The sequence below is a fragment of the Cellulomonas sp. ATA003 genome (genome assembly GCF_031582905.1).
In the GTDB taxonomy this organism is placed as follows: Bacteria; Actinomycetota; Actinomycetes; order Actinomycetales; family Cellulomonadaceae; genus Pengzhenrongella.
The window spans coordinates 3,794,069-3,807,601 of sequence record NZ_CP133990.1 but is presented as its reverse complement, the minus strand read 5'-3'; the positions used below and the strand labels follow the sequence as shown (position 1 = coordinate 3,807,601).

At 75.5% G+C, this 13,533-nt stretch carries 7 protein-coding genes, 3 pseudogenes and 1 riboswitch; of the genes and pseudogenes, 5 read left to right on the top strand and 5 right to left on the bottom strand.

Annotated elements, in window-relative coordinates; all coding sequences use genetic code 11:
* Positions 1-50: 50 nt before the first annotated feature.
* The gene (locus REH70_RS18790) at positions 51-530 is read left to right on the top strand and encodes an Hsp20/alpha crystallin family protein (RefSeq protein ID WP_310749700.1); all 480 of its coding nucleotides are present in this window, start codon (positions 51-53) and stop codon (positions 528-530) included.
* A gap of 126 nt (positions 531-656) precedes the next feature.
* Here REH70_RS18790 and metE read toward each other — a convergent pair.
* Together metE and REH70_RS18780 are read right to left on the bottom strand one after the other, a co-directional pair.
* Positions 657-3,106 (bottom strand): annotated as a pseudogene (metE, locus tag REH70_RS18785) (5-methyltetrahydropteroyltriglutamate--homocysteine S-methyltransferase).
* A 160-nt stretch (positions 3,107-3,266) separates the two neighbouring features.
* A pseudogene (locus REH70_RS18780) lies at positions 3,267-4,142 on the bottom strand (methylenetetrahydrofolate reductase); the annotation flags it as partial.
* A gap of 4 nt (positions 4,143-4,146) precedes the next feature.
* Positions 4,147-4,242: riboswitch (SAM riboswitch) on the bottom strand.
* 190 nt (positions 4,243-4,432) lie between these two features.
* Between REH70_RS18780 and REH70_RS18775 the strand changes: the two are divergent.
* Both REH70_RS18775 and REH70_RS18770 read left to right on the top strand, forming a co-directional pair.
* Positions 4,433-5,722, top strand: coding sequence for a glucose-1-phosphate adenylyltransferase family protein (locus REH70_RS18775; RefSeq protein WP_310749698.1), 1,290 nt, complete (start codon positions 4,433-4,435; stop codon positions 5,720-5,722).
* 209 nt (positions 5,723-5,931) lie between these two features.
* Entirely contained in the window at positions 5,932-7,608 is a 1,677-nt protein-coding gene (locus tag REH70_RS18770) for an ATP-binding protein (RefSeq protein WP_310749696.1), read from the top strand.
* A 70-nt stretch (positions 7,609-7,678) separates the two neighbouring features.
* Here the strand turns inward: REH70_RS18770 and REH70_RS18765 are convergent, their stop codons facing one another.
* From REH70_RS18765 to REH70_RS18755, 3 genes and pseudogenes are all read right to left on the bottom strand, one after another.
* On the bottom strand, positions 7,679-8,554 hold the full coding sequence (locus REH70_RS18765; RefSeq protein ID WP_310754418.1) for a DUF3418 domain-containing protein: 876 nt from the start codon (positions 8,552-8,554) through the stop codon (positions 7,679-7,681).
* 377 nt (positions 8,555-8,931) lie between these two features.
* A pseudogene (locus REH70_RS18760) lies at positions 8,932-10,608 on the bottom strand (DUF3418 domain-containing protein); the annotation flags it as partial.
* 38 nt (positions 10,609-10,646) lie between these two features.
* Positions 10,647-12,197, bottom strand: a complete 1,551-nt coding sequence (locus REH70_RS18755) for a helicase-related protein (RefSeq protein WP_310754417.1) — start codon at positions 12,195-12,197, stop codon at positions 10,647-10,649.
* Between the two features lie 796 nt (positions 12,198-12,993).
* Between REH70_RS18755 and REH70_RS18750 the strand changes: the two genes are divergently transcribed.
* Both REH70_RS18750 and REH70_RS18745 read left to right on the top strand, forming a co-directional pair.
* A complete protein-coding gene (locus REH70_RS18750) occupies positions 12,994-13,179 on the top strand; it encodes a hypothetical protein (protein ID WP_310749694.1) in 186 nt (61 codons plus the stop codon).
* Between the two features lie 145 nt (positions 13,180-13,324).
* Positions 13,325-13,531, top strand: a complete 207-nt coding sequence (locus REH70_RS18745; RefSeq protein ID WP_310749692.1) for a peptidoglycan-binding protein — start codon at positions 13,325-13,327, stop codon at positions 13,529-13,531.
* The last annotated feature ends 2 nt before the right edge of the window (positions 13,532-13,533 follow it).

The following is a 13,533-nucleotide window of genomic DNA, read 5'->3' as shown; positions in this document are numbered from 1 at the left end:
AGCACCGGGCCCCGGAGGCCGGGGCCTCTTGTGACGAGGAGGTGAGGGGTGTGGCTACTCGATTCGACCCGTTCCAGGAGATGGACCGCCTGATGGGCCAGGTCTTCGGGTCCGCCCGCGCAGCCGGCACCATGCCGCTGGACCTGTTCCGCTCCGGGGACCACTACGTCCTCAACGTGGACCTGCCGGGCGCCGACCCGGGCACCATCGACGTGAACATCGAGGACCGCACGCTGACGATCCGCGCCGAGCGCACCGCCCGGACCGATGCGGACGCGCAGTGGCTCGTGAACGAGCGGCCGAGCGGCACCTACGCCCGTCAGCTGACGGTGGGCCGTGGCCTCGCGCTCGACAGGATGGGCGCGACCTACGCCGACGGCGTGCTGACGCTGACGATCCCGGTGGCCGAGGAGTCCAAGCCGCGCCGGGTCCAGGTGCAGCACCTGGGCGGCGCGGAGCAGTCCTCGATCGGTGGTGGCGAGGCGCAGCAGCAGATCGACGCGCCCGCGCCGGCCGAGCAGAGCAGCTGACGCCGACCCGGTGACGGCCGCGGGGCCACCCGCGGCCGTCCCCCGGCCTGTACGGTGCGGGCCACGCTCGCCGGCTGGAGGCGGACGTGACCCGGGCCCACCCGGGCAGGCCGCGATGTCGACAGGTCAGACCTGTGCGGCGAGCGCGGCCCGCACCGTACGGGCGGCGGCCACCATGTGCCGCAGCGCCGGCTCCACCTCGGGGTACCGGCGCGTCTTGAGACCGCAGTCCGGGTTGACCCACAGCAGCGCGGGGTCGACCGACCGCACCGCCGCGCGCAGGAGCGCGGCGATCTCGGCCTCGTCCGGCACGCGCGGGGAGTGGATGTCGTACACGCCCGGGCCCACGCCACGGGCGTAGCCCGCCGCCGCGAGGTCCCCGAGGACCTCCATGCGCGACCGCGCCGCCTCGATGCTCGTGACGTCCGCGTCCAGGGCGTCGATCGCGCCGATCACCTCACCGAACTCCGAGTAGCACAGGTGCGTGTGCACCTGGGTCGCGTCACGGGCCCCCGATGTCGCCAGCCGGAACGCCGCGACGGCCCAGTCGAGGTACGCCGGGCGGTCGACGGCCCGCAGCGGCAGCAGCTCGCGCAGCGCCGGCTCGTCCACCTGCACGACGGCGATCCCGGCCGCCTCGAGGTCGGTGATCTCCTCGCGCAGCGACAGCGCGACCTGCCGCGCCGTGTCCGCGAGCGGCTGGTCGTCGCGCACGAACGACCACGCGAGGATCGTCACCGGTCCGGTCAGCATGCCCTTCACCGGCCGGTCGGTGAGCGACGCGGTGTACGTGGACCACCCGACCGTGATCGGCTCCGGACGGGTGACGTCGCCCCACAGGATCGGCGGGCGCACGCACCGCGAGCCGTAGGACTGCACCCACGCGTTCGCGGTCGACGCGAACCCGGTGAGGTGCTCGGCGAAGTACTGGACCATGTCGTTGCGCTCGGGCTCGCCGTGCACGAGCACGTCCAGCCCGATGTCCTCCTGCAGCGCCACGACGCGGCGGATCTCGGCACGCATGGCGTCGTCGTACGCGGTGTCGGCGAGGGCACCGCGCGCGTGCGCGGCGCGCGCGGACCGGATCTCCGCGGTCTGCGGGAACGAGCCGATCGTCGTCGTGGGCAGCGGCGGGAAGTCGAGCCGCTGCTGCTGGGCCGCACGCCGGACGCCCGCGTCCGCGCGCTGCAGGGCGGAGTCGTCCAGCGCGGCGAGGCGGTCCCGCAGCTCGGGGCGGACGACGCCGTCGGCCGTCGCCCTCGTGCCCCGCGCCATCGCGGCCGCGCGGACGGCGTCGTCCACCGCGGCGGCGCCGTCGGTGAGGCCGGTCGCGAGGGTGACGACCTCACGGACCTTCTGGTCGGCGAAAGCGAGCCAGGACCGCAGCGTCGGGTCGAGGTGCGGCTCGTCGTCGACGTCGTGCGGCACGTGCAGCAGCGAGGTGGAGGTGCCGGCGGTCACCGTGACGTCCGGACCGAGCGCGGTCCGCAGCGCGTCCAGGCGGCCCAGAGCGGCGCCGAGGTCGGCGCGCCACACGTTGCGCCCGTCGACGACCCCGCCGACGACGGTCCGCCCGGCCAGGCCCGGGACCGGGCCGGGCGGCACGGAGCCCCGCACGAGGTCGAGGGCGATGCCGTCGACCCCGGTGCCGGCCAGGACCGGGAGCGTGTCGCCGAGGTCGCCGAGGGGCGCGGCGACGAGGATCGCGGGGCGTCCGGTGTTCGTCGCGTCGGTGTTCGTCGCGCCAGGGCGCGTCGGGCCGGCGAGCGTGCCGTAGGCGCGCCGGACCGCGTCGTGGACGCGGGCACGGTCGACGCCCGTGAGGTCGGCGACGAGGGCGGGCTCGTCGAGCTGCACCCAGGTGGCGCCCGCGGCGGCCAGGGCGCGCAGGGCGTCGGCGTACACCGCGACGACGTCGTCCAGCCGGTCGAGCGGCGTGAAGCCGTCCGGGGCGTCGTCGGTCGCCTTGGCGAGCAGGAGGAAGGTCACCGGGCCCACGAGCACCGGCCGGGTCAGCACGCCGTCGACCAGCGCCTCGGTGAGCTCGCGCACCGCACGGTCGTCGGCCAGGCGGAGCGGGGTGCCGGGCCCGATCTCGGGGACGAGGTAGTGGTAGTTCGTGTCGAACCACTTGGTCATCTCGAGCGGCGGCGCGTCCGGTAGACCGCGGGCCAGCGCGGACAGCGTGTCCAGTCCGACCGGCTCCCCGGGCGCGGGCGCGACGGCGGCGAAGCGGTCCGGGATCGCGCCGAGCATGAGGACGACGTCGAGCACGTGGTCGTAGTACGAGAACGCTGACGGGATGGCGGGGGCGTCGGTGGGCAGTCCGAGGTCGGCCAGGCGGCGCCGGGTCCGGGCGCGCAGCGCGGCCCCTCCTGCTCCACGTCGTCGACCGTCGCGGTGCCGGCCCACAGGGCCTCGAGGGCGCGCTTGAGCTCGCGACGCGGCCCGATCCGCGGGTACCCGAGCACGCTCGCCGGGGGGAACGGAGGGGACGCGGGTGGCGCGGTGGGGCGGGGCTCGACGTCGGTGGGGCGGGGCCTGACGTCGGTGGGCCGGTCGGGTGTGCTGGTCATGATGCCCCTGGGGCTCGAGGTCGTGCGGCCGGTGGCGGTCGTCGATCGGTGCGGCTCCGATGGGTGACGCCTCCGGGGATGCGTCGGACAGACCCGCCCCCTTGATCAGGGCGAGCGCGTCCCGGTGCCGGTTGAAGGTGTAGACGTGCAGGCCCGGGGCCCCGGCATCGAGCACCGCGTTCGCGAGGTCGACGCCCGCGCGGGTGCCGACCCGGACGCGCTCGTCGTCGTCGGCGGCGAGGAGCCGCGCCAGGAGGTCGGCCGGGACGGGGACGCCGGTGAGCTCCTCGACGCGCAGCAGCCGTGCCGGGTCCGTCGTGGGGACGACGCCGGCGAGGATCGGGATGGTGACGCCCAGGGCGCGGGCGTCGTCGAGCAGGTCGAGGTAGGTGCCGGGGTCGAAGAACACCTGGGTGATCGCGAAGTCGGCGCCGGCCTCCTGCTTGGCGAGCAGCGCGTCCAGGTCCCGTCGGCGGCGCTCGGCGGGGCTGCCCGGCCCGGGGTGGCCGGTCGGGAAGGCGGCGACGGCCACGCTCATCTTGTGCGCCGCGCCCCGCAGCGCCTGGCTCGGGGAGGACCCGCAGCGGGCCGCCTCGACCTCGCGGAGCAGCTCGACGAGCTCGCTCGCCCGGCTCAGCCCGCCCGGGTGGGGCCGCCAGTCCGTGGCACCGACGGGTGGGTCGCCGCGCAGCGCGAGGAACGTCCGGACGCCCTCGTCGAGGAACTCCTCGATGACCGTCACGAGCTCGCTGCGGGTCGACCCGACGCACGTCAGGTGGGCGATGGGGAGCACCGACGTCTCGGCGAGCAGGCGACGCACGAGGTCGCGGGTCGTGGCCCGCGTGGAGCCGGACGCGCCGTAGGTGACCGAGATGAAGTCGGGCCGCACCGCCGCGAGGTGCTGCACGGTCGTCCACAACGTCTGCGTCGCCTCGGGGGTGCGGGGCGGGAACAGCTCGAACGACACGGTCGGGCGGTCGATCGCCGCGGGGCCGTGCGTCAGCCCGGGACGGCCGGCGGTCGCAGGATCTGTCATCGGCTCTCCATCGGTCCCGGCGGAAGCACCCGCACCCTCAGGTGCGAGGGGGTTGCTGCGGCGTCGTCGAGCCGGGTCTCTCGGCCGCTCCGGATGGTGGCGGCAGCATAGGTGCGCCGCGTCCGCGGGGGCAACGGACCGGGCGCCCACTGACGTGCCCCGCCGTGCGCCGGTGTCGGTCGTGCGGCCGACGTGCGGCCGACGTGCGGCCGACGTGCGGCCGGCCCCGCGTCGGCGCACGATCGACCTCGGACGACGGCGCGGCCCGTCGCGTTCGCGGGGAGGCAGCGGTGGACGTGCGGGGCAGGACGCTGGTGATCGTGCTGGCCGGTGGTGCGGGTGGGCGGCTCGAGCAGCTGACGGACGACCGGGCCAAGCCCGCCACGCCGTTCGCCGGGACCCACCGCCTCGTCGACTTCCCGCTCAGCAGCTGCGCGAACGCGGGGCTGCCGGACGTGTGGGTGATCGAGCAGTTCCACCCGACGTCCCTCAACGACCACCTCGCGAACGGCCGGCCGTGGGACCTGGACCGCACCGAGGGCGGGCTGCTCGTCCTGCAGCCGCATCGCGGGACGGACCGGGCCGGGTGGCACGAGGGCACCACCGACGCGCTGTGGCGGCAGGCGGCGCTCATCCGCGAGTTCGGCCCGCCCGAGGTCGTGGTGCTCAGCGCGGACGCCGTCTACCGGCTCGACTACGCCGACGTCGTGCGCACGCACCGCGAGCAGGGCGCGGAGGTCACGGTGGTGACGACCCGCGCGCACCAGGACCCGTCCCGGTTCGGCGTGGTCGAGGTCGCCGACGGGCGGGTCACCGGGTACGCGCTCAAGCCGGACCGGCCGGCGTCGGACCTCATCACGACCGAGGTCTTCGTCTTCGACACCGACGTGCTGCTCGAGCTGGTCGAGGAGGCTGCCGACGCCCCCGACGACGAGCAGGACCTCGGCCACCACCTGCTCCCCGCCCTCGTCGCCCGCGGCCGTGCGCACGAGTACCGGTTCGACGGCTACTGGCGTGACGTCGGCACCGTCCCGGCCTACTGGGCCGCCCACATGGACTTCGTCGGTCCGCAGCCGCCGTTCGACCTCGACGACCCGGCGTGGCGCATCCGGACCCGTCCGCAGCAGGCGGCCCCCGCCTGGGTGGCCGACGACGCCCGGGTGACGGCGAGCCTCGTCGCACCCGGCGCTCGCGTCGCGGGCGAGGTGCACCGCAGCGTCGTCGGACCCGGTGCACGGGTCGAGGCCGGTGCGGTGGTGCGGGACTCGGTCCTGCTGCGCGGCGTCGTCGTCCGGTCGGGTGCCGTCGTCGAGCGGGCGGTGCTCGACGAGCGGGTCGAGGTGCGCGGTGGTGCACGCGTGGGTGGGCCGGCCGAGGACACGGACGACGCCGGTGCCGACGGTGCCGACGGTGCCGACGGTGCCGACGGTGCCGACGGTGCCGACGGTGCCGACGGTGCCGACGGTGACGACGGTGACGACGGTGACGACGGGGTGGCGCTGGTCGCGCTGGGGACCGTGGTGGACGACGGCGTCGTCGTCCCGCCCGGCGGTCGCCTCCCGGTGGAGGACGGCGACTGACGGGACCGACGGCGACTGACGGGACTGAAGGCGACCGGTGAGGCGGGACGCGCCCGGCGAGCACCGGTGCCCCGCCGTGGGTGCGGCGCCCGTCGGGTGCCGCCGTGCTGCCGGTGAGCGATGTCGGTGGGGGCCGCTACGGTCACCGCAGGCCGGCCGCGACGTGGCTGCCGGCACCGGGCGCTCGGAGGACGCATGTCAGGTCGGGGATGGTTCGCGTACGCGCCGGCGAGCAGGAGGCGTTCGCCAGCCACCTGACCGTCGTCATGGAGCCACCCCGGCGGCGCCGAGGGTCACGGCCCGAGCTCGCCGACGTCGCGCGCCTGGTGCGGCGCGCGGTGCGCGGCGTGGTCGGGGTGGCACGGGCCGGCGAGCCGGTGACCCTCGGGTCGGTGCTGCGTGCGCACCTCGGGGTGGTCGGGGCCGAGCTCGACGTGGTCGAGGAGTCGTGGCGCGGGTACCAACACGTCAACGTGCAGGCCGGGATCGACGCCTGGGTCGCCGGGTCGGGTGCCGAGGTCCGCCTCGTGGGCGTCGTCGGCTTCCAGCATCGGCCGTTCGGTCTCGGCGAGCTGCTGGCCGAGAGCGGTCCGCACGGGCAGACGGCGGGCCTGCGACCGGGGAGCGTGGCGCGGGTCAACCTGCCGAGCGGCCCCGACGGACGGACGACCGCCTGCGTCCGGTGCGGGCTGTACCTCGTCGACGACGGCGTCCGGCGGTCCGCCCTGCTCGTCCGCGGCCCCGAGCCGGAGAGCGGCCTCGCGAACGTGACGCTGCAGGTGGTCAGCACGGACCCCGGTCATGCCCGGGACGTCGCGGCCGCGGTGCGGGCGGCGACGACCGAGCGCAACGTGTTCCGCGGGCAGGTGCTGTCGTTCGGTGGTGGCGACATGTTCGACCCCGGGCAGACGCTCCTCACGTTCCATCCGCGCCCGACGATGGACGCCTCCCGGCTCGTGCTGCCGGCGGCCACGGTGGCGGCCGTCGAACGTCAGGTCGCCGGGGTCGCCGCGCACAAGGAGCGGCTGCTGGCCGCCGGGCAGCACCTCAAGCGCGGGCTGCTGCTGTACGGGCCGCCGGGTGTCGGCAAGACGCACACGGTGCGCTACCTGACCGCGACGCTCACCGGGACGACGGTGCTCCAGCTCACCGGCGACGCCCTGCACCTCATCGGGGACGCGTGCGCGATAGCCCGGTCGCTGCAACCGTCGATGCTCGTGGTCGAGGACGTCGACCTCATCGCGGAGGACCGCGGCATGCACCCCGGCCAGCACCCGCTGCTGTTCCAGCTGCTCAACGAGATGGACGGGCTGGCCGAGGACGCCGACGTGGTGTTCGTCCTCACCACCAACCGCGCCGACCTGCTCGAGCCGGCGCTCGCCGCCCGGCCGGGGCGGGTCGACCAGGCGATCGCGCTCGAGCTCCCGGACGCGGACGGACGTCGCGCGCTGCTCGACCTCTACCGAGGTGGCCTCGAGGTGGACGACGACGCGCTGGGTGCGGCCGTCGACCGGACGGGCGGCGTCACGGCGTCGTTCCTCAAGGAGTTGCTGCGTCGAGCCGCGCTCGTCGCCGGTGACGCGCTGCCGGTGGTGAGCGCGGCCGACCTCGAGACCGCTCTCGCCGAGCTGCTCGACACCCGGAACGCGATGACCCGCGTGCTGCTCGGCGGTCGGGCGGACGGTGAGGTGCTCGCCGCGGGACCGTTCGTGGGCGACGTGGGCGACGTGGGCGACTCGGGTGACGCGGGCGATGTCGGCGACGTGGGCGTCGACCGGTTCGAGGACGACCGGTTCGGGGACGGCCCAGGGGAGGACCGGGGGATCGAGGTGGTGGAGTCGAAGGACGGCCGGCATCACGGGCACCCGGGAGGCGGGCCGGGGTGAGCGTCACGGGTCACGGAGCCGGGCGCACCAAGGGCGTCAGGTTGCGGCAGGCGTCAGATCGCGGCGAGCGTCAGATCGCGGCGAGGGCCGCGCGCACGCGCTTCTCCGACACCGGCGCCGGCGTGCCCAGGGTCTGCGCGAACAGGCTCACGCGCAGCTCCTCGAGCATCCACCGGACGTCGTCGAGCGCGGCCGTCCGGGCCGGGTCGGGTGGTCCGGACGCGACCCGCTCGCGGGCGGCGTCGAGCAGCGCCTCGAGGTCGTGGACTCGCCAGGCGAGCTCGGCGTCCCGGTTCGGGTTGTCGGCGGCCTTGGCCAGACGGTGCCGAGCGGCGCGCAGGTAGCGCACGAGGTGCGGCAGCCGGGCGGCACCGGCCTCGCTGACGAACCCGTCGTGCACGAGCGCGGCCATCTGCTCGCGGACGTCCTGCAGCGTGTTGAGCAGCGCGAGGCTCGTGCCGGCGCGCACCGCGGCGTCGAGCTCCCGCGCTGCACCGAGGACGGCGACGAGGTCGGTGATGACGCGGTGCACCGTGTCCTCGAGACGGGGGCGCACCCGGTCCCGCAGCGCACGGTAGGCGGCCTCGTCGCGCACCGTGGCGGCGTCCGACACGAGCGCGGCGACGAGCGCGTCGACCGCGGCGAGCTGCACGTCCGCGACGAGCGTCTCGGTGGTCCGGTACGGGCTGGCGGCCAGCGTGAGCGCCTGGGTGCCGCTCCACCGCGTCGTCACGCGGGACGTCGCGAGGGAGACCTCGACCGTCAGCAGACGGCGGACGCCGCGCCGGTGCTCGGCCGCCTGGCGCCGGGCGTCGGCGAGAACGCGCAGCGCGACGGTCGGCTCGTGCCGGGCGCCGGGCTCCTCGACCAGCGCGGGGTAGCCGCGGATGACGACGCCGCCTGGGCCCGGCGTCTCGACGACGTCCGGCAGGCGACCGTCCGGCAGCCCGTCCGGCCAGGTGGCCAGCCCCGTGCGCTCGGCGACGGGGGCGGCAGCGGTGGCGCGCCGGCCGCGGCACCGGAGTCGGACCGGTGGCCCGCGTGGGCCGGCGCGGCGCCGCCCGAGCCCGCGGGGCCTCCCGCACCAGCGGCGCCCGAGGGACCTGCCGAGCCCGCGTGACCCGCCGAGCCCGCGAGCGGTGCCGCACCGGCCGCACCGGCCGCACCGGCCGCAGCATCCGCCGCGCCGCCTGCCCCGGCGCCCGCCGCCCGGGAGGCGTCACGCATCGCGTCCCGGACCGCCGACCGCACGGCGACCCGGACGGCGTCCTGGGAGCGGGCCGCGAGCCGGCGCTGCAGGACGACGAGGTCCTTGCCCTCGTCGAGCACCACGGCGCCACCGCCGCGCTCCTCCTCGACGCGGAACGTCATGCGCAGGTGCGGCGGCAGGCGGTCGTCGTCCCAGGCGTCGTCGGGCACGACGACGTCGCGCAGGGCCTGGACGGCCGCGGCGACGGCGGCGTGGAAGGAGCCCGCCATGTCTCCGGCGCGCACCGTGTCCGCCCAGCCGGGCAGGTTCGCGTCGATCCACGCGACGACCTCGCGGGCGACGTCGGGCGCGGGGACGAGCTGGACGCGCACCGGCTTGGGGAGGGACCGGACGAGGGCGACGACGAGCTCTTCGCGCAGCCCCGGCACCATCCAGTCGAAGCCCTCGGGGCGCACCCGGTCCAGGACGACCAGCGGGATGTGGACGGTGACGCCGTCGGCGTCGGTGCCGGGTTGGAACTGGTACGTGAGCGGGAGCTCGAGGTCACCCTGCGGCCAGACGGACGGGAAGTCGGTCTCGCTGACGTCCGCGTCGTCGGCGACGAGCATGCCGAGCGTGAAGGTGAGGAGGTCCGGGTCCCGGCGCCGTGCGGTCTTCCACCAGGTGTCGAAGTGACGCGAGGAGACGACGTCGGCCGGGATGCGCTCGTCGTAGAAGGCGTACAGCGCGTCGTCGTCGACGACGAGGTCGCGGCGGCGGGCGCGGTGCTCGAGGCTCTCGGCCTGGGCGAGGAGGGCGCGGTTGTCGTGGAAGAACGCGTGGTGGGTCGTCCACTCGCCCTCGACGAGGGCGTGGCGGATGAACAGCTCGCGGGCGTGCTCGGGGTCGACCTTCGCGTACAGGACGCGGCGCTGGGCGACGATGGGGACGCCGTAGAGCAGCACCCGCTCGAACGCCATCGCCGCACCCTGCTTCGTGGACCAGGTCGGCTCGGAGTAGGTGCGCTTGACCAGGTGCGCCGCGAGCTCCTCGGCCCACTCGGGCTGGATGCGGGCGGCGTCGCGGGCCCACAGGCGTGAGGTCTCGACGAGCTCGCCGGCCATGATCCAGGCCGGGGGCTTCCGGGACAGCGGCGAGCCGGGGAAGATCGCGAACCGCGCCCCACGGGCTCCGATGTACTCGTTGCGGCCGCCCTTGCGCCCCCGGGGCGGCGGGGCGTTCTTCGTGCCCTTCGGCGCCCCCGCCCGGACCTCGGTGACCTCCTGCATGCCGATCTGGCTCAGCAGGCCGGACAGCACCGAGACGTGGATGCGGTCGGCGTCCCAGTCCAGGCGCAGGGACGTGGTGTCGGCGGTGTCGGAGGAGAGGCTCTCCTGGGCCGCGCCGGGCGCGGTGCGTCGGCGTGGGGGAGTGGGTGCGGTGCCGGACGTCGTGCCGGACGACGTCGCGGACGAGGTGCCGGGCGTCGTCGTCAGGCTCGACCCGTCTGGCGCGTGCCGCGGCGGCTCGACCCGGATGCCGAGCGGCTTGGCCATCTCGCGCAGCTGGGTGACGACGTCCTGCCACTCACGCAGGCGCAGGTAGTTGAGGTGCTCGGCGCGGCACAGACGGCGGAACGCCGACCCGGAGAGCTCGCGCTGGGAGTCCTTCACGTACTGCCACAGGTTGAGGTAGCTGAGGAAGTCCGACGTCGGGTCGGCGAACCGCGCGTGCAGCTGATCTGCCTGGGGGCGCTGCTCGGCCGGCCGCTCGCGGGGGTCCTGGATGGACAGCGCGGCGGCGATCACCATGACCTCGCGGGCGACGCCGCGGCGTCCGCCCTCGACGATCATCCGGGCCAGGCGCGGGTCCATCGGCAGCTCGGCGAGCGCGCGTCCGACGTCGGTGAGGCGCTGCGCGGGGTCGTCCCGTCGGCCGTCGTGCCGCGCGCCTCGAGGGCACCGAGCTCGGTGAGGAGCTGGACGCCGTCGCGGATGGACCGGACGTCGGGCGGTTCGACGAAGGGGAAGCGGGCGACGTCGTCGGGCGTGGCGGCGACGCCGACCGCGACCATCTGCAGGATCACCGAGGCGAGCGACGTGCGCAGGATCTCCGGCTCGGTGAACTCGGGGCGGGACGCGAAGTCCTCCTCCGAGTAGAGGCGGATCGCGATGCCCTCCGCGACGCGCCCGCAGCGGCCCGAGCGCTGGTTCGCGCTGGCCTGCGAGATCGGCTCGATCGGCAGTCGCTGCACCTTGGTCGCCTTGGAGAACCGCGAGATGCGGGCGGTGCCGGGGTCGATGACGTACCGGATGCCGGGAACCGTCAGGGACGTCTCGGCGACGTTGGTCGCCAGCACGACGCGGCGCGTGGTGTGCCGCTCGAACACGCGGTGCTGCTCGGCGGACGACAGCCGCGCGTACAGCGGCACGATCTCGACCGCGTCGGGGTGGCGCGGGTCGGTGACGCGCGGGCCGAGGGCGCCGGTGAGGGCGTCCTCGGCGTCACGGATCTCCCGCTCGCCGGACAGGAACACGAGGATGTCGCCCGGTCCCTCGGCGCACAGCTCGTCGACCGCGTCGGTGATCGCGGTCATGAGGTCACGGTCCTCGCTCTGCCTCCCCGAGGGCCTGCCCGTTCCCGCGCCCGCGCCTGTGCCCGCGCTCGACGACGTGCCGGACGTCCTGGCCGACGGCGCGCCGGAGGGTGCCTTCCGCAGCGGGGTGCCCGACGCGAGGGCGTCGTCGTCGGCGTCCGGCTCGTCGGCCCGGCCGACGTCGTCCGGGGACAGCGGGCGGTAGCGGATCTCGACGGGGTAGGTGCGTCCGCTGACCTCGACGACCGGCGCCGGCACGCCGTCGGGGTGGTCGGCCGCGGCCGGGCCGGCGAAGTGCCGGGCGAAGCGCTCGGAGTCGATGGTCGCGGACGTGATGACGACCTTGAGGTCCGGACGCCGGGGCAGCAGGCGCGTGAGGTAGCCGAGGATGAAGTCGATGTTGAGCGAACGCTCGTGCGCCTCGTCGATGATCAGCGTGTCGTAGCCCCGCAGCATCGGGTCGCGCTGGATCTGGGCGAGCAGGATGCCGTCGGTCATGACGCGCACGAGCGTCTCGTCGGACGACTGGTCGGTGAACCGCACCTGGTAGCCGACGATCTGCCCGAGCTCGGTGCCGACCTCCTCGGCGATGCGCTCGGCGACCGTGCGCGCGGCGATGCGTCGCGGCTGCGTGTGCCCGATCTGGCCGTCCCGACCGCGGCCCAGGTCGAGCAGGATCTTGGGCAGCTGCGTCGTCTTCCCGGACCCCGTCGCTCCGGACACGATGACGACCTGGTGGTCACGGATCGCCGCGGCGATGTCGTCCCGGCGTGCGGAGACGGGCAGCTCGGGCGGGTAGGTGATCGGCGGGACGACGACGCCGCGGCGGACCCCGGCCTTGCGCGCGACGCGGGCGACCTGGCGCGCGTCGGCCTGGGCCGGGTCGTCGGTGCGGGACGTGCGTGGGGTCCGTGACGCGGCGGGGGCGCGCCGGGCGCGGTCGTCGTCGGGACGCGGGCGGCCGGCGCGACGACGGCGGGGCCGCGTGCTGCCGCCGACGGGGGCCCCACCCGGGGTGCCGCCTCACCGGGCGCGGCGGGTCGGGGGTCCCGGCCGGTGGTGCCCTCGACGTCGCTCACGACGGACCATTCTCCCCGACCACCGGCGGGTGGGCGCGCGGGCCGGTGGGGCGTGCGTCACCAGGCGATCACGTCGGGGGCGGTCGGGGACACAGACTTGACTCGTCCGACGCAGCAGATCGGGCCCCGCAGACGTCTGGAGGTGGTCAGACTCGACCGATCACCGAGAGGGGTCCGCCATGCGCACCACCGTCCGGAAGACCACTGTCCCGAAGACGACGGTCCGGGAGGCCACCGTCCGGAAGGCCACTGTGGGGAGGGCCGCCGTCCGGAGGTCCACTGCGGGGAGGGCCACTGTCCGGAGGTCCACTGCGGGGAGGGCCACTGTCCGGAGGTCCACTGCGGGGAAGGCGACCGTCCTGCTGGCCGTGAGCTGTGGGCTGGTGCTCCCCGCGACCGCCGCGACCGCTGTTCCGCCCGCATCTGCTGGTCCGACCGCATCTGCGTCCGCCGCCGCGTCGTCGTCCGCGACCGCATCGGACGTCCGGGCCGTGCTCGCTGCTCGCTCTGTGGTTGCACGCGTGGCCCGGTCCGCGGCCTCGGCCGCGACGCTCCGCCTCGGTGACCGAGGGACGCAGGTCGCGACGTGGCAGGCGCGGGTCAATGGCCTCGTCGCGGTCGGGGTCGTGGCCGGCCCCGCCCTGGTCGAGGACGGCTTCTTCGGCCCCGGACCCGGGCTGCGACCCGTACCGTCCAGGCGCGCCTGAGCGTGGCGCAGGACGGCGTCGTCGGGCCTCGCACCCGCGCCGCGGTCGCCCAGGCCGAGGCGCAGGCGGGCATCGGACCCGGTGCCGGCAGCGGTCCGGTGGAGGCGGGGAGCGTGCGCTCGCGCGCGGTGCGCGCGGTGACGGCGTGCGGGACTGGCAGGGCATCGTGAACGTCGCGCTCCGGCTCGGGCAGCTCGACCATCCGCGCATCGCCGAGGACGGGGTGTTCGGACCGCAGACCCACCGGGCGACGGTCGCCCTGCAGCGCGTCGCGCGCGTCGCCGAGGACGGCGTCGTCGGGCCGCGGACCCGGCTGGCCGTCGGCTGGCTGCTCGAGGGAATCCCGGACTGAGC

Bases quoted from the DNA above. Each gene is read 5' to 3' on its own strand.
- REH70_RS18770 (WP_310749696.1), top strand. From the start codon at position 5,932: ATGGTTCGCGTACGCGCCGGCGAGCAGGAGGCGTTCGCCAGCCACCTG.